Annotated in this window: 21 protein-coding genes and 1 pseudogene; 19 read left to right on the top strand and 3 right to left on the bottom strand. The window is 59.6% G+C overall.

The features are described 5' to 3' along the window. Nucleotides 1–45: 45 nt before the first annotated feature. The 19 genes from IVB32_RS43055 to IVB32_RS20005 all read left to right on the top strand — a co-directional run bounded on the left by IVB32_RS43055 (nucleotide 46) and on the right by IVB32_RS20005 (nucleotide 23,778). Nucleotides 46–5,160 carry a calcium-binding protein gene (locus IVB32_RS43055; protein WP_247411002.1) on the top strand — a complete coding sequence of 1,705 codons (5,115 nt, stop codon included), beginning with the start codon at nucleotides 46–48 and terminating at the stop codon, nucleotides 5,158–5,160. A gap of 109 nt (nucleotides 5,161–5,269) precedes the next feature. After that, nucleotides 5,270–6,982: a type I secretion system permease/ATPase gene (locus tag IVB32_RS20090; RefSeq protein WP_247367202.1), complete on the top strand. Its 1,713-nt coding sequence runs from the start codon at nucleotides 5,270–5,272 to the stop codon at nucleotides 6,980–6,982. A gap of 9 nt (nucleotides 6,983–6,991) precedes the next feature. Beyond that, nucleotides 6,992–8,362, top strand: a complete 1,371-nt coding sequence (locus tag IVB32_RS20085) for an HlyD family type I secretion periplasmic adaptor subunit (RefSeq protein ID WP_247367200.1) — start codon at nucleotides 6,992–6,994, stop codon at nucleotides 8,360–8,362. Nucleotides 8,363–9,014: 652 nt separating this feature from the next. Next, nucleotides 9,015–9,224 carry a hypothetical protein gene (locus IVB32_RS20080; RefSeq protein ID WP_247367197.1) on the top strand — a complete coding sequence of 70 codons (210 nt, stop codon included), beginning with the start codon at nucleotides 9,015–9,017 and terminating at the stop codon, nucleotides 9,222–9,224. A gap of 93 nt (nucleotides 9,225–9,317) precedes the next feature. Further along, nucleotides 9,318–9,533 (top strand): hypothetical protein, encoded by a 216-nt coding sequence (locus IVB32_RS20075; protein ID WP_085394167.1) that lies wholly within the window; start codon nucleotides 9,318–9,320, stop codon nucleotides 9,531–9,533. A 68-nt stretch (nucleotides 9,534–9,601) separates the two neighbouring features. After that, a complete protein-coding gene (locus IVB32_RS20070; RefSeq protein WP_247367194.1) occupies nucleotides 9,602–10,108 on the top strand; it encodes an A24 family peptidase in 507 nt (168 codons plus the stop codon). 1 nt (nucleotide 10,109) lies between these two features. Beyond that, entirely contained in the window at nucleotides 10,110–11,072 is a 963-nt protein-coding gene (gene cpaB, locus IVB32_RS20065) for a Flp pilus assembly protein CpaB (protein ID WP_247367192.1), read from the top strand. Further along, complete coding sequence (locus IVB32_RS20060; RefSeq protein WP_247367190.1) at nucleotides 11,072–12,268, top strand: AAA family ATPase; 1,197 nt, start codon at nucleotides 11,072–11,074, stop codon at nucleotides 12,266–12,268. Before cpaB ends, IVB32_RS20060 begins: the two co-directional genes overlap by 1 nt. Next, entirely contained in the window at nucleotides 12,265–13,647 is a 1,383-nt protein-coding gene (locus tag IVB32_RS20055) for a CpaF family protein (RefSeq protein WP_247367187.1), read from the top strand. Before IVB32_RS20060 ends, IVB32_RS20055 begins: the two co-directional genes overlap by 4 nt. Nucleotides 13,648–13,733: 86 nt before the next feature. Further along, nucleotides 13,734–14,576: a type II secretion system F family protein gene (locus IVB32_RS20050; RefSeq protein WP_247367185.1), complete on the top strand. Its 843-nt coding sequence runs from the start codon at nucleotides 13,734–13,736 to the stop codon at nucleotides 14,574–14,576. Next, nucleotides 14,573–15,484 carry a type II secretion system F family protein gene (locus IVB32_RS20045; protein WP_247367183.1) on the top strand — a complete coding sequence of 304 codons (912 nt, stop codon included), beginning with the start codon at nucleotides 14,573–14,575 and terminating at the stop codon, nucleotides 15,482–15,484. Before IVB32_RS20050 ends, IVB32_RS20045 begins: the two co-directional genes overlap by 4 nt. A 3-nt stretch (nucleotides 15,485–15,487) precedes the next feature. Continuing rightward, nucleotides 15,488–16,135 carry a methyltransferase gene (locus IVB32_RS20040; RefSeq protein WP_247367181.1) on the top strand — a complete coding sequence of 216 codons (648 nt, stop codon included), beginning with the start codon at nucleotides 15,488–15,490 and terminating at the stop codon, nucleotides 16,133–16,135. Nucleotides 16,136–16,159: 24 nt separating this feature from the next. Then, a complete protein-coding gene (locus tag IVB32_RS20035) occupies nucleotides 16,160–16,675 on the top strand; it encodes a hypothetical protein (RefSeq protein WP_247367178.1) in 516 nt (171 codons plus the stop codon). A gap of 9 nt (nucleotides 16,676–16,684) precedes the next feature. Further along, the gene (locus tag IVB32_RS20030; RefSeq protein ID WP_247367175.1) at nucleotides 16,685–18,055 is read left to right on the top strand and encodes a pilus assembly protein TadG-related protein; all 1,371 of its coding nucleotides are present in this window, start codon (nucleotides 16,685–16,687) and stop codon (nucleotides 18,053–18,055) included. Continuing rightward, nucleotides 18,055–18,459: a TadE family protein gene (locus IVB32_RS20025; RefSeq protein WP_247367173.1), complete on the top strand. Its 405-nt coding sequence runs from the start codon at nucleotides 18,055–18,057 to the stop codon at nucleotides 18,457–18,459. The genes IVB32_RS20030 and IVB32_RS20025 overlap by 1 nt, the downstream gene beginning before the upstream one ends. Nucleotides 18,460–18,537: 78 nt before the next feature. After that, nucleotides 18,538–20,562: a phosphatase PAP2 family protein gene (locus IVB32_RS20020; RefSeq protein ID WP_247410999.1), complete on the top strand. Its 2,025-nt coding sequence runs from the start codon at nucleotides 18,538–18,540 to the stop codon at nucleotides 20,560–20,562. A gap of 535 nt (nucleotides 20,563–21,097) precedes the next feature. Beyond that, nucleotides 21,098–22,753, top strand: a complete 1,656-nt coding sequence (locus tag IVB32_RS20015; RefSeq protein ID WP_247367169.1) for a type II and III secretion system protein family protein — start codon at nucleotides 21,098–21,100, stop codon at nucleotides 22,751–22,753. Between the two features lie 9 nt (nucleotides 22,754–22,762). After that, nucleotides 22,763–23,161, top strand: coding sequence for a hypothetical protein (locus IVB32_RS20010; protein WP_085394155.1), 399 nt, complete (start codon nucleotides 22,763–22,765; stop codon nucleotides 23,159–23,161). 200 nt (nucleotides 23,162–23,361) lie between these two features. Beyond that, entirely contained in the window at nucleotides 23,362–23,778 is a 417-nt protein-coding gene (locus IVB32_RS20005) for a tetratricopeptide repeat protein (protein WP_162496256.1), read from the top strand. A gap of 397 nt (nucleotides 23,779–24,175) precedes the next feature. Here the strand turns inward: IVB32_RS20005 and IVB32_RS20000 are convergent, their stop codons facing one another. The 3 genes and pseudogenes from IVB32_RS20000 to IVB32_RS19990 all read right to left on the bottom strand — a co-directional run. Beyond that, complete coding sequence (locus IVB32_RS20000; protein WP_247367164.1) at nucleotides 24,176–24,472, bottom strand: hypothetical protein; 297 nt, start codon at nucleotides 24,470–24,472, stop codon at nucleotides 24,176–24,178. Between the two features lie 227 nt (nucleotides 24,473–24,699). After that, complete coding sequence (locus tag IVB32_RS19995; protein ID WP_247410997.1) at nucleotides 24,700–25,323, bottom strand: hypothetical protein; 624 nt, start codon at nucleotides 25,321–25,323, stop codon at nucleotides 24,700–24,702. Nucleotides 25,324–25,467: 144 nt separating this feature from the next. After that, nucleotides 25,468–25,833: pseudogene (locus tag IVB32_RS19990) on the bottom strand (hypothetical protein); the annotation flags it as partial.

The following is a 25,833-nucleotide window of genomic DNA, read 5'->3' as shown; positions in this document are numbered from 1 at the left end:
GTTACCGTGACGGACGACAAGGGCGCGACCGCGACCCAGGACGTTGTGATCACGATCACGGGCACCAACGACGCGCCGGTGATCGTCGCTGGTCATACGCTGAACTACACCGAAAACCAGGCCGCCACCGCGATCGACCCGGCGCTGACGGTGTCCGACGTCGACAATACCAATCTGGCCTCGGCGACGGTGCAGATCACCGGCAATTACGTCAACGGCCAGGATGTGCTGGGCTTTACCAACCAGAACGGCATCACCGGGTCGTTCAACGCGGCGACCGGCACGCTCACTTTGACCGGGTCATCCAGCGTCGCGAACTACCAGACCGCGCTGGACTCGGTGACCTACTTCAACACCAGTGATAATCCGTCGGGCCTGGCCCGCACTGTCACCATCATCACCAATGACGGGGCCGCCAACAGCGTGGCCGTGACCGATACGATCAATGTGACGCCGGTCAACGACGCGCCAGTGGTTGTCGCTGGTCATACGCTGAACTACACGGAGAACCAGGCCGCCACCGTGATCGACGGCGCCATTACCGTGTCCGACGTCGACAGCGCCAATCTGGCCTCGGCGACTGTGCAGATCACCGGCAATTACGTCAACGGCCAGGATGTGCTGGGCTTTACCAACCAGAACGGCATCGCCGGATCGTTCAATGCGGCGACCGGCATGCTGACCCTGACCGGTTCTTCCAGCGTCGCGAACTACCAGACCGCGCTGGATTCGGTGACGTACTTCAACTCGAGCGACAACCCGTCGGGCGCTATCCGTACCATCAGCTATCAGGTTGATGACGGGCAGGCGGCAAACCACGCCAGCAACGTCGTTACCTCGACGGTGTCGGTGACGGCGGTGAATGACGGACCTACGAACACCATGCCGGCCAGCTACACCTCGAACGAGGATACCTCGGTCAAGCTGAGTGGCCTGTCTGTCACGGATATCGATTCAAGTGCAAACAACATCACGGTCACGCTGGCGGTCGCCAGCGGCACGATCACGGCCGCCACTGCGGGAAGCGTCACCGTGACCGGCTCCGGGACTGGCAGCATTGTACTGACTGGGACCGTGGCCAACATCAATACCTACCTAGCAACCGTCGCCAACCAGCCGACCTACGTGCCGGTGGCCAATGCCAATGGTGCGGTATCCCTCACCATGACGACCAGTGATCAGGGCTTCACCGGCACGGGCGGCACGCTGACCGACACCGACAGCATCAATATCAACATCACGGCAGTGAACGATGGACCCACGAACACCCTGCCGGCCAGCTACACCACGAACGAGGATACCTCGGTCAAGCTGAGCGGCCTATCTGTCACGGATATCGATTCAGGTGCAAACAACATCAGCGTCACGCTGGCGGTCGCCAGCGGCACGATCACGGCCGCCACTGCGGGAAGCGTCACCGTGACGGGTTCCGGGACTGGCAGCATTGTACTGACTGGGACCGTGGCCAACATCAATACCTACCTGGCAACCGTCGCCAACCAGCCGACCTACGTGCCGGTGGCCAATGCCAACGGCGCGGTGTCCCTCACCATGACCACCAGTGATCAGGGCTTCACCGGCACGGGCGGCACGCTGACCGACACCGACAGCATCAATATCAACATCACGGCGGTGAACGACGGACCCACGAACACCCTGCCGGCCAGCTACACCACCAACGAGGATACCTCGGCCAAACTGAGCGGCCTGTCTGTCACGGATATCGATTCAGGTGCAAACAACATCACCGTCACGCTGGCGGTCGCCAGCGGCACGATCACGGCCGCCACTGCGGGAAGCGTTACCGTGACGGGTTCGGGGACTGGCAGTATTGTGCTGACCGGGACCGTGGCCAACATCAACACCTACCTGGCAACCGTCGCCAACCAGCCGACCTACGTGCCGGTGGCCAATGCCAACGGCGCGGTGTCCCTCACCATGACCACCAGTGATCAGGGCTTCACCGGCACTGGCGGCACGCTGACCGACACCGACAGCATCAACATCAACATCACGGCGGTTAACGACGCGCCGGTGAACACAGTTCCCGGTACGCAAGAAGTGCTGCACGACGCCAACCTTTCCATCACCGGAATGTCGATCAGCGATGTGGATGCCGGCGGCGCGGTAAATATCACGACGAACCTGTCGGTTCTACACGGCACGCTGACGATGGCGTCAGCCGGAGGGGCGCTGGTATCGGGCAGCGGCACCGGATCAGTGACGCTGACCGGAACGGTGGCACAGATCAACACGACATTGGCAGCGGCCAACAACGTCGTCTACAAAGGTGTGGCCAATTTCGTCGGCAGCGACACGTTGACGGTACTCACCAACGATCACGGCAATACAGGGACAGGTGGGAATCTGACCGACACCGACGCCGTGACCATCAACGTCGAGAGCAACAACCCAGGTACACTGACGACTAGTCCGACCGACGTCATCTTCTACGCCAGCGGCACGAACACCCTAAATGGAACAAATGCGACCTTGAACGGTACAGATAGCATAACCGGTGGGACCGGCACGGACACGCTTATCCTCACCGGTGGCTCCCCTCTCGCCACATTTGGTGCTGGAAACATTGTTCTCACAAACTTTGAAGTCTTCAAAATTGTCGACAGCAACAGTGGAAACCATACCAACAACATCACATTCCTTTCGGGTTTCCAAAACAATGGGACATTGACTGTCGACGGTTCCGGAATCGGCGGTAATGGGAAGCTCAATCTGCAAGCAAGCAATGTCACTTCAGGAGCTTTTGTTGTCATCGGCGGAGACAACGACGACATTATCAACACTGGCTCCGGCGACGACACAATCACCGGAGGTCCGGGCAACGACACCCTTACTGGCGGCGGCGGCAACGACACGTTCAACGTCAATTCCGGCACGGACACCGTCACGGATCTTTCGGGTAGTGATGTACTCGTTGTAAGCGCAGGCGCAACGATCAACGCCACGGTATCAGCAGCATTTACCGCAACGTCTTCGACCAGCAACGCTGGTACGGCCAACCTGAGCAGCAACGGCTTTGCGGTTGACTTGAGCGCAGCGACCGGTGCCAACGGCTTCACGGTCACCAACACCGGCGCAGCGGCGGCCATCACCGGTTCAGCACAGAATGACACGCTGATTGGCGGCTCCGGAAATGACACGCTCGTCGGTGGCTCGGGTGCCGACACCCTTACCGGAGGCGCCGGCGCTGATATGATGACCGGTGGAGGCGGTATCGACACGTTCATCGTCAACAGCACACAATCTCTCGGCACCGTTGGGGGCTCCGGAGATGTCGGTACAATTTCTGGCTATGACATAATCACCGATTTCGTTACGACCGGCGCCAATGACATCCTCAATCTGCCGGTCACCAACGTAACGGCCAATACCGCCGGCACTGACGGCGCTGACTCCACGTTGACCATTTCCGGTCAAACGGTGAAATCGCATGCCATCACGAGCGGCATCATCACATTCGATGACGCTAATGCCTTTGGGTCAGCACTGACCCTGACGTCTACCGCTAACGTCGCAGCGGTTGTGCAGTATCTCCACAACAACGACGTAGCGACTGGCACTGGCGCAGCGGTTGCGTTCGTGGCGAATATCGGAGGAACCGCTCATAGCTACGTTTTTGAGCAGGTCGGAACAGCTCAGAACGCCGCTAACGACATCTTGGTCGACCTTGTAGGGGTCACCTTGACTAACATCACCCAGGCCCATCTCGCTCCCGCTGGCATAGCCGGCGAAGCCATCAACCTTGGCCTGACAAATCCGGCGGATCACGTCGGCGCAGTGAGCGTGAGTATTACTGGTGTTCCTTCGGGGTGGACTCTGAGCGAAGGCACGGACAACGGGGATGGCACCTGGACCGTCCAGACCAATGACGTCTCGACACTCTCGATCACTGCCTCCGTCGGTTATGCAGGTGCGGTTTCGTTACATATGTCTCAGACCTGGAGCGACGGTAGCGGCGGTACCGGGCTCGCCATGGTTACCAACAACGTCGAAGCCTATGCGCCGGGATCGCCGATCTTCGCGCTCTCAGGCGACGACAACCTGACCGGCTCGAGCGGCCACGACATGTTCGTGTTCTCGCAGCCGATCGGTCATGACGTGATCTATAGCTTCGACGCCGCCTCGGATCAGATCGATCTGATCGGCTATGCCGAGTTCACAGGCTTTGGCGACATCCAGTCGCACATGGCCAACGACGCTGCCGGCAATGCGGTGATCACGCTCGCCGATGGTCAGTCGATCACGCTGAATGGCGTCGATGCCTCGTCGCTCACGGCAAGCGACTTTGTGTTCGATCAAGCGCCGGTCACGGAGAATGCCGGCCACATGGTGATCAGCGACGGCGCAATCCTGCCGCTCTCCGGCATCATCGACAACATCGGCACGATCGAGTTGAACTCGACCGGAAGCGAGACCGATCTCGAACTCATCGAGCACGGCATCACGCTCCAGGGCCACGGGCAGGTCATCCTGTCCGACAGCAGTGAGAACGTGATCACCGGGACGGTTTCCGACGTCACGCTGACGAACGTGGACAACACGATCTCCGGTGCCGGCCACCTCGGGGATGGGGTGATGGTGCTGGTCAATGAAGGCACGATCATCGCCACCGGCACCAATGCACTCGACATCGATACCGGATCTAACGCCGTCACCAACCCCGGCACGCTCGAGGCAACCGGAACCGGTGGATTGGAGGTCCACAGCGACCTCATCAACACCGGCGTGTTGTGGGCCAATGGCGGCAACGTCACAATCGATGGCAATGTCAGCGGTAACGGAACGGCTCAGATTAGCGGTTCGGCCACACTCGAATTCGGAGCGGCCTCATCTGCGAATGTCACGCTTGATGCCCACGCGACCGGGACAATCGTGCTCCATGACTCCTTCGACTTTAGCGGGGTCGTGGCGGGATTTAACGGGGATGACCACCTGGATCTCCTCGACGTAGCATTCGGGCTCGGCACGATCGCGAGCTATGTCGCAAATGAGGCCAGCACTGGGGGGATTCTGTCGGTGACTGATGGAGACCATACCGCCCATATTACCCTGTTGGGCCAGTACGACCCCGCGGGCTTCCAGACAGAGGCAGACAAGAACACGGGCACGCTTATCAGCTACCACGACCATCTGGCCTGATGCGCTGCAAGAAAATGGGTCGGGGCGAATGTTGCGGCCCCGACTTTGAACTACGAGGTCTGGCGTCCCGCATGAATTTTGAAGAGGGGCGGATGTTCCGCTGCGCTGTGTGAGTACTCAGTTCAAAAGACCCGACGAACTCCGGCGTTTGCTGCAAAGCTGCCGGGGCTATTTCGTCACTGCCGCGATCTTCAGCTTGGCGATCAATCTGCTTTACCTGGCCGGACCGCTCTACATGCTGCAGGTCTATGACCGGGTGATCTCAAGCGCCAGCGAGATCACGCTGCTGATGCTCACGATCGCGCTGTTGATGGCGTTTCTGGCGCTGGCAGGGCTGGATGCCGTACGCGCCCGCGTGCTGACCCGCGCCAGCATTCGCCTCGACCAGACGATCGCGGCGCGCGTGATGACGGCGATCATTCATCGCTCCGCTGGCGCCGGCGGCGCGCGCAGCCAGCTGCTGCGCGATTTCGACACCTTCCGCCAGTTCGTCACCGGCATGGGGATCCATGCGATCTTCGATCTGCCCTGGGCGCCGATCTACATTGCCGTGATTTTTGTGCTGCACCCGTTCCTGGGGGCGTTCGCATTGGGCTGCTCCATCCTGCTGATTCTTATGGCCCTGTTTAACGAGTGGCGGGTCAAGCTGCCGTTGACGGAGGCCGGCGAGGCGGCTTCCCGGAGCTATAGCTTTACCGAGATGAGCCTGCGCAATACCGAAGTAGTGCGGGCGATGGGCATGACCGAAGGGCTGCTGAGGCGTTGGGCCCGTGATCGCACCCGCATGCTTGAACGGCAGGTCTCTGCGAGCGATCGCGCCGCCACCATGCAGAGCATCATCCGTTTTCTGCGGCTTGCCATGCAGTCGATGATACTTGGCCTCGGCGCCTATCTCGTGATCGAGCGACTTGCAACCGTCGGCGCCATGTTCGCCGCGAGCATTCTGCTCGGAAGAGCCCTGCAGCCGGTAGAGCAGATCGTCGGATCCTGGCGCAATCTTGTATCTGCTCGTGGAGCATTCCTGCGCATCCGCGAGCTCTTGAAAGCCGATTCCCAACGGGAGGTCGGTTTGACGCTGCCGCGCCCGCAGGGCCGACTCTCGGTCGAGGGGCTCTCCTATGTGCCGCCGTTTGGTTCGAAGCCCATCCTGCGCGGGGTATCATTCGCAATCGAGCCGGGCGAAGTACTGGGCATCATTGGTCCTTCGGGAGCCGGGAAATCCACGCTTTCGCGTCATCTGGTCGGTGTGCTTGCGCCATCTGCTGGCGCGGTGCGACTGGACGGGGCGGACGTCTCGAGCTGGATCAAGACGTCACTCGGCCAGCATATCGGTTATCTCCCCCAGGATATTGAGCTGTTTGCTGACACTGTTGCCGTCAACATCAGCCGATTCCAGGAGGGCGAAGACAGGGAGGTGATTCTGGCGGCGCGGATGGCGGACGTGCACGAGATGATCCTGCGCCTGCCCGATGGCTATGATACGCAGGTGGGAGAAGGCGGCGCCATACTCTCGGGCGGTTATCGTCAGCGTATTGGTCTTGCCCGCGCCATCTTCGCCAATCCGAGCCTTCTCGTGCTCGACGAGCCGAGCTCCAATCTCGACGCCGAAGGAGACGCCGCGCTCGCCGATTGCATTCTTCAACTCAAGAAGCGCGGCACGACGGTGGTGATTATCTCCCATCGGCCGGCCACCATCGGCGTGGCTGACAAGATCCTGGTGCTGCGTGAAGGCGTCGTCGAGATGTTCGGACCGCGCGCCGAGATCCTGGCCCGTCTGACGAGGCCCGTACCGATCCACACGGTCCGCGAGACGACGGGTTAGGATATGGTCATGGCGCTGTTGGAGTTTACAAGCCGGTCGAAACCACGCGCATTGGCGCCGAGCTTGACGATTGATCAACTCAGGAGCGGTGCACCGAGCGACTCGATTCGTCGCGTAGCACTCGCGGGATGGCTGATCATCGCCATCTTTTTCGGCGGATTCGGCACCTGGGCCCTGACGGCACCACTCAACGGCGCCGTGGTTGCAAATGCTATCGTAAAGGTCGACGGCAACCGCAAGAGCGTTCAGCACCTCGATGGCGGCATTGTCAGGGAACTGCATGTCCGAGAAGGGGAGCGGGTGCTGGCAGGCGATCTCCTGATCGTTCTAGACGATACGCAGGTCCGTGCCGAGTATGAGGTGCTCACACAACAATATGCCGTGCTTCGTGCAACGGAAGTACGGCTCCTGACGGAGCTCGATCATGGATCCGAGCTGGCCATGCCGGCCGATTTGAGGGCGCGCTCTGATGACCGCTACTTTAAGAGCGTATGGACCGGTCAGCTCAATCAGTTCGACAGTCGGCGAGCATCGCTTGACGGGCAACGAAGCGTCATTCGCGAGAAGATCAACCAGCTTGGCTCACAGATTGTGGGCGCCGAGGCACAGGTCAAGGCCTTCACCGATCAGATCAACTCGGTCCGCAACGAGGCAAAGGATCTTGCGCCGTTGGTCGAGCGGGGCCTGATTGCGCGTCCGCGAATTCTCCAGCTGGAGCGGACGGCGTACGGTTTGGAAGGCCAGATCGCCGATACAAAAGCTAGTATCGCGAAGGCCCGCCAGGCCATCGCCGAGCAGGAGCAGCAGATCGCCCAACTCGATAATGATCGGATGACAGATGTCACCAAGGACTTGCGTGACACGCAGGCCAGATTGCTCGAGGTCATTCCGAAGGCGCTGAGTGCAAAGTCGGTCCTGGGTCGCATGGAAATTCGGGCGCCCTATACCGGCCGGGTGGTGGGATTGACCGTGTTCGCCGTCGGCGGCGTCATCCAGCGCGGCGACAAGATCCTCGACATCGTACCGGCCGAGGACGCACTCACCATCGAAGCCCAGGTTGCGGTGGAGGACATCAGCGACGTACATCCCAATATGCGCGCCGAAGTCCATCTCACCGCCTACAAGCAGCGGATCGTCCCGATCATTCACGGCGACGTCATTCAGGTTTCGGCTGACCGCCTCACTGATCCCAAGACAAATGCGCCGTACTACACGGCCTTTGTCCGGATTGATCAAGGTGAGTTGGCGGACATGCCGAACATTCGCCTGTATCCTGGCATGCCGGCGACCGTTATGATCCCGACCGTTCAGCGAACTGCGTTTGATTACATCGTCGGGCCGCTCGCAATGTCATTCAATCAATCATTCCGGCAGAAGTAGCCGATCAAGCAACCAATGGAAGAGGCAATCCAGTAGCGATGCCGAGCCGGGCGACGAAAGATCAGATGGCCCATCGCGGAGGCCAACACCGCTTGGCAAGCAAATGGCTATAAAAGCCAGAGCCCAGGAGGTGCGGTGTGAGAGGTGCGAGGCCATCAAGGCTCCCTTGCGCTTACCGCAAAGGCGATTCGAGGGCTTAGAGATGGCGCTATTTCATCCGGCCGAGGTCCAATCTCCTCCATGCACGCCGGCGTCGTCGCTGCATCCGCCGGTCACATGAGAGTGGATAGCCAGGTTGATGCACTCCGATAGCTCATCAGCTTTGCACCAATTATCAAATTCCGAATAATAAAATTATACCACTGCTCACCCGTAGTAACCCGGTGATTCTTTGCCAACTCTCAGCCAGCGCTCTGCCCACATTTGATTGTTGGTCGGCTATCGTCTTTGTATCACAACGTTTTATCGATTTCTGGATTGTCGCGATAACCCGTTTTGCGGCGGTTAATTCAGAAACATATTATATATTAAATGTTGACGATAATAAATATTTAACGGATAGTTTATCGCTGGCGGGGCCGGACATAAATCCGCGGCCGCTGGAAGTTGCCAAGGTGTCTGCCAATTCATCTTGAAAGAAGGGATTCCTCCTATGTTGAAGTATTTCATCGAGACCAAGGAAGCGTTGAAGCGTCTGCGAGCGGACCAGGATGGCGTGGTGTCGTTCGAGTACATCATCGTCGCGGCTTGCATCATCGGCGCAGTGGTTGCTGCGTTCGGTACTAGTGCTGGTGGCGCTATCGCGACCGCGCTGTCCGGCGGGATCACCGCCATCACCGCCGCTTTCACTGCGGCCGTGTAATACGGACACCTCGCCCCAGAGGGGGGCATTTGCATCTGGCCCCCCACTTTTTTGAGGCATGCATTTATCTTCGGGCCAAAGAAGGGGCCTGCCATGTCGAGCTGTCACGCCAAGGCCATCGATGCGTTGAAGCGTCTGCGCACAGATAAGGACGGTGTGGTGTCGTTCGAATACGTGATGCTTGCGGCTTGCATGGTCGGCGCCGTGAGCGCTGCTTTCGGTACGAGCGCGGGTGGAACTGTCGCGACCGTGCTGACGAGCGGGATCAGCGCGATCAGTGCCGCTATCAGTAGTGCCGTCGGCAGCTGACAATGCCGCTGGGCTTATGGAGGCACGGGAGATTTCTGTCACTATAGTGCTTTTAAGGCGTGCGTTTGATGAGTTGGATTGTTCCGATAACCTCGTTTCTCGAAATCCTGTTGTTGCTCTATGTCGCAACGATCGATGTCGCGACACGATTGATCCGAAATGAAGTTTGTCTGGTGCTGGCGCTACTCGGGATTGTCGGCCAGTTGGCCAGCCCGGCGCAGGTTGTTGAAGCGCTGATCGCCGCGTCGATCCTGTTACTGCTTCTGTTGGTTATCTACCAGCGCCGATTGATTGGCGGCGGCGATGTCAAGCTGCTGGTCGCATTGGCGATCGGTCTTCCATTGGTGGGCGTGGTTCAGTTGTTGACCATAACCGCGCTGGCCGGCGGCTTTCTCGCCTTGGTGCATCTGATGATGCGCCTCCTGCCATATCCCAGGCTGGCGCCCGCCGGATCATCGTTCGCACGCCGCGTCTACGCTGTAGAGCGCTGGCGTCATTTGCGACACGCGCCGCTACCTTTCGGGGTTGCCATAGCGTGCGGTGGTATTTTCAGCGTTTTCAGCAAAGGACTTTGACATGTCATCTACTTTGCGCCTCTCGATCATCGCGGTGCTGTTGCTGGCAACCACCGCACTGGGGCTTATTGCCTATAGCATGAACCAGCCAAAACAGCTCCCGGTGGAGGTCGTCGCGGAGAAGGCGCCGGCCGCGCCTGCGACGGTCGGGTATTTTGTGGCGGCACGTCCGCTACCGAGAGGTACATTGGCCCGCGACGAGGATTTCACGGTGCGCTCGGTGCCGCCGGAACGCCTTCCAGCGGGGGCGATCCTTGAAACGCCGGAATCCAAGATCGGACTTCCCGGTTCTCTGGTTCGCAAGTTCGTTGACGCCGGCAGTCCCATGACATTGCAAGACATCTTGCGCCCGCGCGACCGGGGTTTCCTCGCCAGCATCCTGGCGCCGGACAGCCGTGCCATCAGCATCAAGGTTGACGAGGAGTCCGGCGTCTCCGGCCTGATCAGGCCGGGCGACAGTGTGGATGTCGTGTTGACTCAAGTGTTCGACAAGGCAGATCCCGCGCGTCGCGCGCTGAGCGAAACCGTTCTGCGTAATGTTCGGGTCATTGCGATCGACCAAGAGATTGTGCAAGGCGGGCGAGCCATTAGCGCGATGGCCGGCAAACCGGCGCAAACCGTGTCGTTGGAGCTTACGCCAGAGCAGGTCAAAAAAATCACAGTCGCAAAACAACTCGGAACGCTCTCGCTGGCTGTACGGGCAGCGGTCGAGCAGTGGGATACAGCGGCGGACACCGGCGCGATGTCGAGCTGCGATGTGTCGCCTGAAATCGCCCGCCAGAATGCAGTTGCCGGCCAGACGACCGCGGTGGTGGTTCATACCGGTGGCGAGGTCAAGCAATACTCAGTCAGGAAACAGGACGCAGACGGCGACGCTCTCGCCAGCTGCGATGGGGCGCCGCAAGCTACCCGAAAGACCGCAGCAGCGGTGGGTACCACTGGCAAGTTGCTGGAGAAACGTTGATGAACATGGTCGCAGTCAGTCCGTCCCAAGAAACCACATCGGTTGTCACGCGCGACCGTATCGTCTGTTTCGTAAATGACGAGCTTAGTGCCGCGGCCCTGCGTAAAGGGCTCGACGGCAGCAACCTGTCGATCAGGCGGGGCACGATCCGTCATGCCATACGGATGCTCGAAACCGACACCGAGCTATCCGCGTTGATAGCAGACATTAGCGGTGTGGATGATCCATTTGCCGAACTGGAAAGGTTGGCCAGCGTATGCCCGCCTGATGTCCGGGTGGCCCTGATCGGTGAGAGCAGGGAGATCACCTTCTATCGCGAGCTTATGGAGCTCGGCTTGACCGAGTATCTTCCGCGGCCGCTCACGCGGGACATGGTGCTGGACCAGCTGCGCCCCAAACTGCTCGGCGACGCGGCCCCTGGTCAGATCGATCGCGGCGGGCACGTGATCTCGATCTGCGGTGCGCAGGGCGGCGCCGGAGCAACGAGCATCGCCATCAATCTCGCGCTGCAACTGGCCGAGACCACCAAGGCCAAGGTCGCGCTGCTCGACCTTCATCTGCAAGGCGGTGAAACAGCGGTGATGTTGGGTGTTCAGCCCGGCCCCGGACTGCGGATCGCGCTGGAAAACCCGATGCGGGCGGACACCTTGTTCCTCGAACGCGCGGCAATCGATGTCAACGAACGGGTTTGCCTGATTTCCGCCGATGAGGACCTGGATGCACAGTTGAACATCACCGAGGCGGGAGTGAGACACGTGCTTGGTCTGCTCCGTCAGCGGTTCAACTACATCGTGGTCGACGTACCGGTTCCGTTTCCGCCATCGATCCATCCGGTGATCACCCTTTCGCGTCACGTGCTGGTGCTGTTGGAAGCGGAGGTGACCGGGCTTCGCAATGCCCATGCACTCCGCACGGCCGTCACCAACATCGCCGGCAAGGATCGCGTCTTTACCTTGCTCAACCGCGCCAATCGTGCCGGTGGACTTCCCAGGGCCACGATGGTCAAGGCCTTGGGCGCGGAACCGGACATGGTGATTCCCGATCTCGGGAAGGGGATGACCCAAGCGGTCAATCTCGGAATTCCAGCTCTAAAGCACGTATCGGGACTGCGACGCCACCTCGCCCCAATCGTTCGGGAGATCACGGGCGTCGGCGCCGAGCGGAAGGGACGGTTGAGGAGGCTGCTCGGGCTATGAAAACGTTTGGTAGGCGCGAAGACGACACGCCAACTCGTTTGCCTACATTGACGCCAAGCTTGGCTGCGTCGCCGCCAAGCTTGCCTGCAGCTGCGCCAAAGCGTGACGAACCTTCGATTCAGCGGCCGGCGATGCCGGCTTCGCTGCGCGAACGAGTCATTGCGCAGATCGAGCCGTCGGTGGCCGCAACTGTTTCGCGCGATGTTCTTCGGCAGCAGATCGAGGAAATCATCCACGGAATCGCCAACCAGGAGCGGCTCGAACTGTCAGGTCGCGAGCAGCTTCAGCTGGCGGACGAGATAGCGGACGACATGACCGGCTACGGGCCGCTTCGTCCGCTCCTCCTGGATGAATCGATCAACGACATCATGGTCAACGGACCGAGCAACATCTACGTCGAACGAAGCGGCAAGCTGGAACGGATCGCGGTACGATTCCGCGACAATGATCACATCGCATCGGTGGCGCAGAAGATTGCCGCGCAAGTTGGACGCCGCGTCGATGAATCCAGTCCGATGGTGGATTGCCGCTTGCCGGACGGCAGCCGGGTCAACATCATCTTCCCGCCGCTGGCGATCCATAGCCCCTGCATTTCCATCCGAAAATTTCCAAGTCGCCGCCTGGATATGGCCGGAATGATCCAGAACGGGTCAATGACCGCGGCGATGGGACAACTGCTGGAGATCGCCGCGCGGGCTCGGCTCAATGTTCTGGTCTCCGGCGGTACCGGTTCCGGAAAGACCACGCTGTTGAACGCCATGAGCCAGTTCATCGATCACAGTGAACGCGTTGTCACCATCGAGGATGCGGCAGAGCTGCAGCTTCAACAGCCGCACGTGATCAGCCTGGAGACCCGGCCGCCCAGCCTCGAAGGCACAGGGCAGGTGACACAACGCGATCTGGTGTGGAATGCGCTGCGCATGCGTCCTGACCGGATCGTCGTAGGCGAGGTGCGCGGCGCCGAAGCGTTTGACATGCTGCAGGCGATGAACACCGGCCATGATGGTTCGATCTCGACGGTGCATGCCAACTCTGCCCGCGACGCACTGACCCGTATTGAAAACATGGTGCAGATGGGACAGCCAAACCTGCCGCTGCGGGCGATCAGATCTCAGGTCGTCGCTGCATTGGACGTTATCGTGCAAGTGGAACGCATGCGGGATGGACAGCGTCGCGTTATCCAGATTTGCGAGGTGATAGGCCTGGAGGGCGATGTGATCACCACCAACGACATCGCGGCGTTCGACTACGAACAGGAAGATGTTCACGGGCGGATATCGGGCTCTTATAGATCCACCCATGCAGTCCCAAAATTCAAGAGCCGTCTTGTCTATTTTGGGCTTGATCGAGCCTGGGCCGAGGCGATGAGGCAACTCTGATGCTAGAGTTCTTGACCATCCTGGACCTGGTCCTCCTGATAGGCGCGTCAGTCCTGACGTTGTGGCTCGGCGCCCGAGAAAGTCGCATGGATCGACAGGTAGCGACAGCTCTGCCAACCTCAGATGCGGTGAGCATGCCCTCCATTCGGCGGCTGGAGGCCGGGTCCCGGTGGCGGTTTCTCCACCGCCTGGCCAATTACCAGGCTGGGATAGCTTACGCTTGGCCGCCCGCGTATGCGGTATTTGCCGGTGTCATCGCGGCAGCGGCAATCTTTTATGCCAATAGCCTGCTGAACTTTTCCACCCTCTACGTCTCTCTCGCGGCGGCAATTGTGGCTATCTTGGTGGTGCGAGGTGTGTTTGGAGGGCAGCAGAATCGCCTTGCCAATCAGCTTTTTCGACAGCTGCCTGACACGATCCAGCTGGTGACGAGTACCGTTCGATCCGGGCTGCCGGTGAACGAAGCATTTCGCACCATCGCTCGCGAGATGCCGCAACCGACAGCTGGCCAGTTTGCCATTGTGTGTAGCGAGGTGGCGATGGGGAGATCTCCAGAAGAAGCCGTAGAAGCCGTCTATCGGCGAACGCAGGTGACGGAGTATGGGATATTTGCCGTCACCCTTGCCGTCCAGTTGAAGTCGGGTGGCAGCTTGACCCAAACCTTGCAGACGCTGGGAGACACGGTGAGGCAGCGGGTTGCGCTCGCTGCTCGCGCGAAGGCTCTGGCAGGAGAGGTGATCTTTTCCTCTCGCGCACTTTCAGTCTCGCCCATTGTTGTGGGTGGGTTGCTATATCTGATCAATCCGCAAACGATTGATCTGCTGTTCTACGATCCGACCGGAAACATGTTTCTGGCTTACGCAGCAGCCTCGGTGATTATCGGGACCCTTGTGATTCGTTGGATGGTCAGAAGGGAAACCGAGCTATGACTTTTGGTCTCAGTTTGGTCGCCTTCGTCATAGCACTTGCGGCTGCGACCGCCGTGTTGATCATCCACGAACTACACATTCGTTCGCTAAACCTGCGGGTGTCGAACGCCGTGCTAGGCATTCCTCGCCAGTCAACACCCTTCCAGGACATGACCGGCTGGCTTTCGTCGCTCGGCATGCGGTATCGGCGCTTCTACTCTGCAGAAAATCTGGACCAGCTAAGGACAATCGTTCAAGCGTCAGGTTTCAATCCTCATCGAGCCTTGTCGATCTGGATCGGCATCAAAACCGTCAGCATGTTCTTGTTTCCGATCATTGGCTTGTTTGTCGCGCAGCTCTCAGGGAGGTCATTGACCGACGGGCTGATCTTCATGCTCATGGGCGTGGTGATCGGAATTCTGGGGCCGCGGTTGATCCTGTCGGTGCTGAGGCGGCGTTTCAACGCCAGCATCCGGCTGGGCACGCCGGACATGATCGATTTGCTGGTTGTCTGCAGCGAAGTGGGAATGGGGCTGGAGGGCGCGCTGGAACGCGTAGCGGAGGAAATGAAGGAAACCAATCCTGCGATGGCCCGGGTCTTATACAGCCTTCTTGATGATCTCCGGATATTGCCCAATCGCAGCGAGGCATTCGAGAAACTGGGATCCACGTCGGATGGACTTCGTCGGTTCGGCATCATGGTTGCCCAAAGCATGCAGTATGGAACGCCGTTGAGCCAGGCGCTGCGCAGTGTTGCTGTCGACCTTCGGCGAGAACGTATTACCAACCTGGAAGAGAGAGCGCACAAGCTGGGCGCCAAGCTGACTATTCCGATGGTGTTGTTCATGCTTCCAGCGATGTTCGTCATTTTGGGTGGAAGTCCGTTTTTGCACCTCATTCGTACATTCGCCAGCTTCGGGATGAAGTAAGCCATGAGCACGATTGCCCTGTCGAGAAACTGGTCTTACGAGCGGACGATGCAGCTGCTTGGCGGCATGTGGTTCATGTTGCTGTTACTCCTGGTCGCCGCAAAAATTGGGACATCGCTTGCCGATCCCTGGCCATCGCTGCTGTCGAGTTTTTGCCTTGGCATCTTTTACATGCTCCTGACGGTGTTGATCATGACCAGGCCACCGGCAAAAGCGCACGCGGCCGGCCTGCTGCCTAGAGTAGCTGCATTCATCGGCAGCTATATGCCATGGACCATCACCTTCTTCGGCAAAACCGAGGAATCGTTGCCAAACTTGCTATCCACCGCTTGCGTGCTGACTGGCATCATCATGATGCTTGTGACGATCCGACATCTGGGTAAGTCGTTCAGTCTGGTACCGCAGGCACGTAAAGTGGTGCAAACAGGTCCTTACCGATGGATCAAACACCCGCTCTATCTAGCGGAAGAAATCGTGATCCTGGGTGTAGTCCTGCAATACCTGACCGCGACAACGGTGATCGTGCTGTTCCTGCATATCGGCGTCCAGATATGCCGAATTCTGTACGAAGAAGACCTGCTTCGGCGCAGCCTCCCTGAGTACTCCAGTTACGAAGCATCGCGCTGGAGAGTGATCCCTTATGTTTGGTGAGTGGCCATGCGTGACCGAACTGTCATGGACATCGTTCAAACTGCTGGTGCTCGGAGCCGGCATCCGGACGTAGTACGGGTCCGCCGAGGCGGGCAGGCGAGCGATCGAAAGTCGTTCATCGCGGATCAGCGCGGCGCCGCCGCGCTTGAAATGCTGGTCGTCTACTTTTTCATGGTGGTGGCTCTGCTTCTGCCGCTTGCCGACGTTGCGGCCGCTGGCTTTCGCTATGTAGCCGCGTGGGAGGCGTTGCGCGCCTTCGGGCAGAAGATCCAGTACGACCCGCCAAAGGACATCACCGATTGGGCAGGATGGAAGGCAGCACTCCCGACCTCGGTTTCGGGGTATCCGATCAACAATCTCCAGGTCGTTTGCAGCGATAGCATGGCTGCCTGCTCCGCAGGCAACTCTGCTTCGCCCAAGCACTATACATACTCGACGACCGTCACCATGGCGCCCATCCTGTTGAGGTCGGTGATCTGTCAGAGCGGTGGCGCCAATCCTTGTTCGTACACGCTGTCTTACGGTGAACGGTTTCAATAGGAGTGTGCCATGCGCAGCCTGCTTCGCTCCCGTCGCGGTTCCGTCGCCTTCGCAACCGTTATCGCGCTGGTGCCGCTGATAGGGGTGGTCGCGCTCGGAGGCGAGGCGGGATCGTGGTACGTGACCAGGCAACATGCGCAGAATGCCGCCGATGCGGCAGCCTATTCCGGTGCCGTGCAGCACTTATGCTTAACTGACCCAGCCTGTGCGCTCGCGATTCCACAAACAGTGGACTATCGCGCCAAGCAATCCGCGGCACAGAACGCGTTCTGCAACACGGGCGCCACCTCCTATCCCGGCTCCAAGTGTGTCGCCAGCCCGGCGGGAGTTTCGCATTCCGTCCAGGTCGCTTCGCTCGGTTCATGGAAGGGGGCGGCCGGAACGTACGTTCAGGCTACTGTCAGCCAGCAACAGCCGGCGTACCTGGCGCGAGTGCTTGGTTTGTCCACTGTCACCATACCCGCGACAGCCGTTGCCAAAGTAAAAAGTGCGGTGTTCCCGCCCTGCGTCTTATCATTGCAAGGCTCTATCAGTTTCCAGGGCAGCCCGAACATCAATGCGCCGAATTGTGGCATGGCCTCGAACAGTACGGCCAAGAATGCAATCAACTTCACGGGCGGCGGGATGAGCATGAATCTCGGGTCGCTAACAAGTGTCGGCGGTTGCACGGGTCAAGCGCAGTTCTGCAACACCGCGCAAACTTATATGCCGGCGCCGATTACCAATCCCTTCACTGCTCTCGATGGGGTACTCACCTCGTTGTGCGGCGCGAACCCCTCGCTCCCCGCCAAATGCGGTCTCCCGTCTTGCGACACAAAATCAGGGCTCGTCGCTTACAACGCGGCCGCGCCCGCCACCAGATGCACCAATGACGGTTACAAGACGAAGGGCAATACTCCTCCTCAAACGTTGCCTGCAGGAGGGGTGTACTTCATATCGGGTACTCTGACCATGACTTCGCAGTCCCAGATCGATGGTCCAGGAGTGACCTTCATTTTGCTGCCAGGGGCGAAGTTTGACATGAAGGGGGGCGCTTTTCTCAACATCGCGGGGCCGGCCAGTGCCCCGAGTGCTTCGTCGCTTCCCGCGGCCCTTCAGCCCTATGCGAGTTTATTCCAGTACATGTCCATCTACTATGCGTCAGCGGAGCCGGCGCAATTCGGTGGAAATAGTAACATCAATCTCACAGGAAACATCTACGCGCCGAAGGCTGCGGTGATTTTTCAAGGCAATCCGACGATCGCCGTAGGCGGTGCAGGCGGTTGCGGCCAGTTGATCGCCAAGTCGGTCGAATTCAACGGCAATGCCACCTTCGACACCACGGGCTGCCCATCGCAAACGAAGCTGCCTAAAAGCCAGTTTGTCCAGTTGGTGCAGTGATGAGAAAGCTCGATCAGCGCGGCATCGGAGCGATGGAATTCTGCCTTGTCGCCGCACCGCTTTTCATACTGATGTTCGCTATCTTCGATCTCGGGCGTTACGCAATCACCATGCAGTCATTGCGGACGCTCGCGAATGCTGGTGCGCGGACATGGATGATCAACGACTGCTACGTCAATAACGTAATGAAGAAAAGTTCACCGACCTGTGCCGGTGACCCCCTGCCATCCCTTGCGGAGAAAAAAGCCGTTGCCCCAATGATAGGCGGTCTCTCGCCGACGCTGAACACGACTACGGGAGGCAGCGCAATTACTGTTACGGCATCTGTGACTTTCAACATGCTGATGCCGATATGGGGCACAACATTGAACAGCCCGAGCGCGTCCACAACAGTTCCTTTCTAGTATACCCCGGGCATCTGGCCGATGAACACTCGACGAGCTCACATCGATCGCGGTCACGATGATGCCAGAAGTGAAACCATGACAAATGCCACCATGACGTCCTCACTGGCGCAGGCCGTGACGCCAGCTCAATATTTGGGTCCGGTCGCGATCTTCCAATGGCCCTTGGCGTGGGCTTTGATTGGCCTTCTGCTTGCAGTCGATTTTATGTGGGCCTGGCGGATTGGTCTGGAAATCAGCGGCAGCGAGATCAGGGCCGGCCTGATCGCTGCCTTGCTGGCACTTTCCGCGGCATGCCGTCGCCGCCATCGCGCTCAAGCGAACATGCTGGAGGCCGTTGCCTGGTTATTCGCTTTCGCCGCCACGGCTTCCGTGCTGACTTACCTCGCTGCCAGTTGCGCATTCCCGCTGCAAGACGTGATGATGGAGCGGTGGGACCTGGCGATTGGCTTCGACTGGTCGGCCTGGCACGCTGCGTTGCTCAACCAGCCGACCCTGAACCGTCTGCTGATGGTGGTCTACAACACCTTGTTTGCGCAGTTCCTTCTTGCGGTGATCTACTTTTCGAAAAGGGACAGATCCGCACGCATCGAAGAGCTGATGCTGCTGATGTGCGCGACGGTGGCACCGACGGCGCTGATCTCGGCGTTATGGCCAACGCTGGGTCCGTTCGCGGTGCATGGCGTTGGCGACGTTACCTATCTGCGAGATGTGCTGACGCTGCGTGCGGCCGGGCCGTGGCATTTCGAGTCGTTGGCGATGCAAGGCATCGTGCCGATGCCATCGTTCCATACGGTTCTGGCCGTGCTGTTCACATATGCCTTTCGCGGTACCGGTCTGCTCGGATATGGGATCGCAACGCTGAACCTGGCGATGTTGCTGTCGATCCCGCCGATCGGCGGGCATTATCTGGTCGACGTGCTCGCCGGCGCGGCGCTGGCGCTTGGGGCGATCGCCGTCCAGCGAGCAACGCAGCAGCTTGCAACGATTCGGATTCGATTCGGCCTTTGGTGCGAGACAAGGGTCGGCAAGGTCCTCGATTCGGTTCACGGCTTCGTAAGGTCTGCCACTATGCCAGCCCAACGTTTGGGCCGGGTCGCGATCCTCCAGTGGCGCTCGGTTTGGGCGATGATTTGCCTTCTGCTGGTAGTCGAGTTTGTGTGGGCGTCGCGCGTTGGGCTTTCGGTTGGTACCGGATTGAACGCCGGCATAGTGATAATTATGCTCGTCCTTTCGGTGGTATACGATCGCCGCAATCGCGCCATAGCAGATATGACAGCGGCAACCGCTTCGTGGGTAGCTCTCATGAGCGCGGGTCTCGTGCTGAGCTACCTTGCCGCTAGTTGCGCACGACCGTTGCAAGACGGAGTGATGGAGCGGTTGGATCGCGTCGTCGGTTTCGACTGGTTAGCTTGGCACGATGCGATGCTTAGCCGGCCTGCTCTAAGCTGGCTGTTGACAATCATATACTACAGCTTGCAGCCGCAGGCCGCCCTTTCGATCATCTATCTTGCCAAGTCGGGCAGGACCGGACGCCTCAAGGAGTTACTGCTGTCGGCGGGCGTAACGTTGGTGGCGACCATTTCAGTCTCGGCGATCTGGCCGACGCTGGGCCCGTGTGCGGCCAACGGGCCCAGCTTTGGGCCGTGCGCGACGAACGGCGGTGGCGACATTGCCTATCTGAGAGATCTGCTGGCACTACGTGCGGGCGGGCCTTGGCATTTTGAGTTGTCGGCGATGGAAGGCATCGTAGCGATGCCATCGTATCACACTGTTGGGGCGGTGTTGCTCACTTATGCCTTTCGCGGCACCGGGCTGATCGGATACGGGATCGCAGCGCTGAACGTGTTGATGCTGGTTTCGATCCCGCCCATCGGCGGGCATTATCTGGTCGACGTGCTCGCCGGCGCGGCGCTGGCGCTCGGAGCGATCGCCGTCCAGCGAGCGGCTCGCCATGCAATGGGCCGAATTCTGTTCGGCCTGGCGCGAGAGTTGGTCGGCAAGATGCTCAATTCGGTTCGCAGTTCCGTTTTCAAGCCTGCGTGGATTTCGGCGCGGGCGCTCGCCGTAAAATCGGATCGTCCACATGACCCTCGGAGATAGAGGAGTCTAGCGGGCTGCGTCCAGCTCACTGAGAATAAGGCGGTACGGCACAGCAAGCGATCGGATGTTGGCCGCGGCTGTTTTTCCGACCGATAATGGATCTTCAACCGGGGCATTGGCCGCCAGACGCAATGTTACCAACTAGGAAAGGGTGCGACAATTTTACGTAGTAGTTGACGGAATCGTGGGAACCTGCGCGGTTTCGATGCGGACACGCTGTCGGTCACTAGCGACTACGGAAAGTGGTGCTTGCTGGCAACATTGGGAAACTTTCTCTGGCGTTGCGGCACCTTAGTAGAGGTCTCTCCTTGCAAGCGAGCAGCATGACGGATGATGATCTTAATCCGCATTTGCGGCCAGCGGGAGACCGGGAAGTGCCCTCTCTCGGGGGCCAAGAGCGCGCCAGGAATTACGGTAACGATTTATAGTGGGACGGACTGTAAGCTTTGCGACATGGTGCGCGAAGGAGAGATGCTAGGACGCTGAGACCGTAAATTTACGGGGACAGAAGTAGATCGCGGCGAAGGGGATTCGTATGGGTGGCGGTCGCGTTTGGGGTCGGGCAGGCGGGAGGCTTTTCGCCTCGGGCGTAATGGCTCTCGGTGCTGCGCTAGCCGTGTTGGAGTCCACTGAGCGCGCGGGCGCTGCGGATCGGCGGGGGTCCTCCGGCGGCGTCTTCGTGAGCGAAATGAACGACGTCCAGCGGGTCAGGGTGACCGTCAACAAGTCGCGCACCTTCAGGGTCGATACGGCGTTTTCGACCATTGTCGCGGGCTCGCCTGACATCGTCGACGTGAAGTCGTTGAGCGATCACCTGATCTACATCCAGGGCAAGCAAACCGGCACCACCAACGTCATCCTGTTCGACTCTTCAATGAAGCAGATCGGCATCCTCGACGTCGAGGTGGCGATCGATGCCGGCAATCTGCAGCAGAACATTCAGTCCAGTACCGGCACGCGCGGCATTCGCGTCTCCTCCGGGGAGGGCCAGGTGGTATTGAGCGGAACCGCAGCGGACGCGGTCGCCGCCGAGCGAGCGATGGCAATTGCCACCGGCATGGTCGCGAAGGGCGGCACCGTCGTCAACGCCATGAACGTGGCTGGACCCCAGCAGGTCATGCTGGAGGTGCGCTTTCTCGAGGTTAACCGCCAAGCTGGCCGCAACCTCGGCGTGAACCTTTATGGGGCGAACGCCAACGGGACCAATGTCGGGAATACGGGGCTTGGTGGGGTCGGTGGGACTACTCGCACGGGCCGACAGCCGATCGGTGGTATTAATACGGCCCAAAACCCCATTGGTACTGGCGGTAATCCTGTTGGTGCATCTCCAACTGGCAGTCTTCCGCTACTCGGAACAGCGCAGACGCTCCTTGGCACCGCGGGAGGTGCAGCTCCTGCCCCGTTCGGAAGTTTGTTGACCAGCATCGTTCGAACCGCAGGCGGCGGCTCGGTCGATTTGCTGATCACCGCTTTGGAGGAGAAAGGATTGGTGCGCCGGCTGGCGGAGCCGAATTTGACCACGTTGTCGGGCGATGCGGCGCGCTTCCTGGCCGGGGGTGAGTTTCCCGTGCCGATACCAAGCACGACTTCGACCGGCTTTCCCACCGTCACGATCGACTATAAGAAGTTCGGTGTCGAGCTGGCGTTCGTGCCCACCGTTCTCTCGCGCGGCGTGATCAACCTTCGGGTTGAGCCGTCGGTCAGTGAACTTGATTTCTCCAATGCGATCACGATTCAGGGGACGACAGTTCCAGCGTTGACCCGCCGCGATGCGCGCACCACTGTCGAGCTGCGCGACGGCCAGAGCTTTGCCATCGCCGGCCTGCTGCAAACGCGCAACCGGCAAGACGTCTCGCAAGTGCCCTGGATAGGCTCGGTGCCGGTGCTCGGGACGCTGTTCCGCTCTTCGTCCTACCAGCAGGAGGAGACCGATCTGGTGATCATCGTCACGCCGCGCCTGGTGGCGCCGGCCGTGCCCGGACAGGCGTTGGCGTCGCCGCTCGACTCCCGTCTCCCGGCCAACGACGTCGATTTCTTCCTCAATGGCCAGATGGAAGTGAAAAAGCGCTACAACGATTACGTCAATTCCGGCGGTGAGGTGAAGGGACCGTACGGCCACATCATCGCCCCCGAGCTGCGTAACTCGGCGCCGGCTCCCGTTTCTGGTCCAGCAATCAAAACCCTGAACTGAGGACGAACTATGCGCATCAGATTGCTGGCCATATTCGCTCCGCTCCTGCTCGGGGGCTGCTATGGATTGGCGGGGCACGACGAGGTGGACCGCTACTTCCAGCGTTCCGACACCATCACGATGACCGCCGGCGACGCCAAACAGGTGAACGCCGTCACCCACACCATCCATCCATGGCCGCGATACGTCGGTGATCGCAGGATCGCAACCGACGCCCGGCGCGTGGGCGCCGCCGTCACGCGCTATGGCAACACGACACGGCCGGTGGACCAGCTTCCCGATGTCGGAAATTCGGGCGAAGCGATGGGGCAGCGGCCGCCCACGACCCAGAATATCAACGTACAGGGATTGGGGGCTGGATCGTCGGCTGGCGTATCGGTGCCGGTCGGCGCAGCAGGGAATAGGTGACCGGTTTTGGCAAGTAAGATTTGCGATGATATTTCGAACAGTGCACTGGTCCGCAGGACCGGGGCGGGGGACCAAGGGTTATGCGTCGTCTCATTCTAATGCTGACCTGTTGCTGGTTGGCGACCGGCCTTGCGGCGTGTGACACTACACTGAGGGACGCGGCCATCGTCGCGCCCGTGGAGCCGCCGGGCGGCGATCCCGTGCAGGAACCGACCGACGTCAAATATTACCCGTCCGACGAGCCCGTCCGGCTCGGGTTGGAGCATTTCAACCGCGGCAGTTACGGGATCGCCCAGCGCTATTTCAAAGACGCCGTCGAGAAGTCGCCGAAAGACCTGACGGCCTGGATTGGGCTGGCTGCCAGCTATGATCGGATCCGTCGATTTGATCTCGCTGATCAGGCTTATGCGCAGGCCATCCGCCTCGGAGGCGAAACCGTTCAGGTCCTGAATGATCAGGGATATTCGTACATGCTGCGGGGCAATCTCAGTGCCGCGCGACGGAAGTTTGAGAAGGCCTATTCGCTCGATCCAGGCAACCCGGTTATCGCCAATAACCTCGAACTTCTCAACGGCAGCCGGCGGTTCATTGAAAGGCCGCCGAACAACCAGCCGTAGCGATTGTTTCGGTAAGTACTAGCGTCTGTGTCCGGTCGAGGCGTGTGTAGGCCGCCTCGATTAATCACTCTGACGAGCTGGGTGTGTTTCTGACGCTTTGTCCAGCTCCAGCTGGCCAGCTGGCCGCGAAGTTCATCATGGGCATGAGCACCACCACCATTACGAACAGCATGGGGACCGCGACTAGTCTAGCGCCACGCATCTTTGGAATGGACAAGTCGGTCGCCGTCCCCGTTTAGGGCAAACACGGTCGCGGCTAATCAGTCTCCACCCGCGACCATTCCCGGGCATCGGTTTGACCTTGGCCGGCGAGCGGTAGTTTTATAAGTCTGCCGAGGATCGCCGCGTAAGTTGGGCTTGCCGGAGAAACCCGAGTCGGCGCGAATGTTATTTGATCTCAGTACAGGAAATTGAGTGTTTGAGGTCGCAGCGCGGGAAGGGAACGATGGTTCTTGATCTCCCTGAGCAGCAGCAACCGTTTTGATTGCGCAGCATTGAGCAAGCCTTCGAACAGGACCAGGACCTCGCGCGCCTGCACGTAGACTTCGGTGGTGATGGCGTCTTGATCAAAACCATAGGCGGCAAGCCGCGCGTCGATCTCGGTCGCGGCGATCGGATCAATGCGCCAGCTCAAGGCATTTTGCTGCGTGTAGTACGCGGCCTTCTCTTCAAGGTCGCGATCGATCTCGACCATGTCGATGTGCCTCAGGACCGTCTCAATGGCCTTTTGCCGATAGGTCTCGAGCAATTTGTGCCGCAACATGCGGTAGCGCTGGATTTCCCAGGACAGCTCTCGGCTGCCTGTGTGGTTGTCTTGAATCCGAGGCGCTTCACTGTGCCGACGTCCTTTCCTGATCCATCATCCTGTTCTTAGATGGCCCTCTTATCAAATGGAGCTAGGGCCGGGCGAGGCATGGTCAGTCAGACCTCTTCTCGGAAGTGTGACCTCGCTTCGCTGGCTTTTGCGCGCAGCACCATTGGCAGATCTGCCATTTTTGAACGCCGATTGTTGTTGATCTCCCTCAGCAACATCAGGCGTCGAAGCTGCGCTCCGTTCAGGAGCGACTCAAATAGCGAGAGGACATCACGCGCCTGGACGTAGACCTCCATACTGATGGAATGTTGATCGAAGCCGTACGATCGGAGGCGGGCTTCAATATCGGAGGCAGCAGAAGCATCCAGTTGCCAGTCCAGGGCGTTATGGATGGTGTAGATTTCAGCTACATCCTGAAAATCCGGGGCGATGCCCGCCATATCGATCCGACGAAGCGTCATCTCGATGGCCTTTTGCCGATAGGTGCTCAGGAGCCTATGCCGCAGAACCCGATAGCGTTGCATCTCCCAGGAGAGATCCGCGATGTCAATGGCGAGTAGCCACTCGATAGCTGATTGAGGATCGATATCGCGGAAGATTGCCGCCTGGACCGCGTGATAGTGGTCGATGTTCTCTCCGGGTAGAAGTTGAGGCGGAGGACACAGCGCCTCGAACTCAGACGGTAAGACGATGGCCGATTGGGGTGGAGGTAGGCTGACAGGACCATTCATCGACCTCGCACCTCCGATCGCGGACCAGTCGTCGGCGCAGCGACGTTGGCTCCGTTCGTCAGATGGACGGGGCTGGCATCCCAAAGTTCCTGCGCGATCGGCAGCGGCGAAATTTGCAGATTCGTATTGCCGCATCAGCAATTGTTACCCTGATGGCACGGATGCGAGGTCGACTGATCGGCCGCGCCAGGTAGCTTTCCCGGCTTGCTCGACGAAAGGGGCTGTGGGCGGGTCGGGCCCTACATAGCCCGAGCCGTCCACAACCCCGGGCGATGGAGCGGCGGTCGAGGCATCCGCAAGCGGCCGCTCCGCGACCAACTGCTCGGCCGTCTTTTGTCTAAGCGCCCTTAGCAGGCGCTGCACGATCGAATGCTGTCTCGCCCCGAACTCCTCGGGGTGAGTCTCGCTCAGCCGACCGACGATTGTGAGCGCCGTCAGTTGCGGCTGCTCCGCGAGCCAGCCCTCGATAGCAGCAATATGCGGGTCGAGCTTGGACGGCATGCGAACCCT

It is taken from the genome of Bradyrhizobium sp. 23, from assembly GCF_023073295.1.
GTDB lineage: Bacteria > Pseudomonadota > Alphaproteobacteria > Rhizobiales > Xanthobacteraceae > Bradyrhizobium > Bradyrhizobium canariense_D.
The sequence above is the reverse complement of the archived record's forward strand: the minus strand, read 5'-3'. Positions and strand labels throughout refer to the sequence as shown.

What these genes read in the sequence shown, in the direction of transcription:
- IVB32_RS20085 (WP_247367200.1), top strand. Translation starts at nt 6,992, where the DNA reads ATGGCGCTGTTGGAGTTTACAAGCCGGTCGAAACCACGCGCATTGGCG.
- IVB32_RS20080 (WP_247367197.1), top strand. Translation starts at nt 9,015, where the DNA reads ATGTTGAAGTATTTCATCGAGACCAAGGAAGCGTTGAAGCGTCTGCGA.
- IVB32_RS20075 (WP_085394167.1), top strand. Translation starts at nt 9,318, where the DNA reads ATGTCGAGCTGTCACGCCAAGGCCATCGATGCGTTGAAGCGTCTGCGC.
- IVB32_RS20070 (WP_247367194.1), top strand. Translation starts at nt 9,602, where the DNA reads ATGAGTTGGATTGTTCCGATAACCTCGTTTCTCGAAATCCTGTTGTTG.
- cpaB (WP_247367192.1), top strand. Translation starts at nt 10,110, where the DNA reads ATGTCATCTACTTTGCGCCTCTCGATCATCGCGGTGCTGTTGCTGGCA.
- IVB32_RS20060 (WP_247367190.1), top strand. Translation starts at nt 11,072, where the DNA reads ATGAACATGGTCGCAGTCAGTCCGTCCCAAGAAACCACATCGGTTGTC.
- IVB32_RS20055 (WP_247367187.1), top strand. Translation starts at nt 12,265, where the DNA reads ATGAAAACGTTTGGTAGGCGCGAAGACGACACGCCAACTCGTTTGCCT.
- IVB32_RS20050 (WP_247367185.1), top strand. Translation starts at nt 13,734, where the DNA reads ATGGATCGACAGGTAGCGACAGCTCTGCCAACCTCAGATGCGGTGAGC.
- IVB32_RS20045 (WP_247367183.1), top strand. Translation starts at nt 14,573, where the DNA reads ATGACTTTTGGTCTCAGTTTGGTCGCCTTCGTCATAGCACTTGCGGCT.
- IVB32_RS20040 (WP_247367181.1), top strand. Translation starts at nt 15,488, where the DNA reads ATGAGCACGATTGCCCTGTCGAGAAACTGGTCTTACGAGCGGACGATG.
- IVB32_RS20035 (WP_247367178.1), top strand. Translation starts at nt 16,160, where the DNA reads ATGGACATCGTTCAAACTGCTGGTGCTCGGAGCCGGCATCCGGACGTA.
- IVB32_RS20030 (WP_247367175.1), top strand. Translation starts at nt 16,685, where the DNA reads ATGCGCAGCCTGCTTCGCTCCCGTCGCGGTTCCGTCGCCTTCGCAACC.
- IVB32_RS20025 (WP_247367173.1), top strand. Translation starts at nt 18,055, where the DNA reads ATGAGAAAGCTCGATCAGCGCGGCATCGGAGCGATGGAATTCTGCCTT.
- IVB32_RS20020 (WP_247410999.1), top strand. Translation starts at nt 18,538, where the DNA reads ATGACAAATGCCACCATGACGTCCTCACTGGCGCAGGCCGTGACGCCA.
- IVB32_RS20015 (WP_247367169.1), top strand. Translation starts at nt 21,098, where the DNA reads ATGGGTGGCGGTCGCGTTTGGGGTCGGGCAGGCGGGAGGCTTTTCGCC.
- IVB32_RS20010 (WP_085394155.1), top strand. Translation starts at nt 22,763, where the DNA reads ATGCGCATCAGATTGCTGGCCATATTCGCTCCGCTCCTGCTCGGGGGC.
- IVB32_RS20000 (WP_247367164.1), bottom strand. Translation starts at nt 24,472, where the DNA reads ATGGTCGAGATCGATCGCGACCTTGAAGAGAAGGCCGCGTACTACACG.
- IVB32_RS19995 (WP_247410997.1), bottom strand. Translation starts at nt 25,323, where the DNA reads ATGAATGGTCCTGTCAGCCTACCTCCACCCCAATCGGCCATCGTCTTA.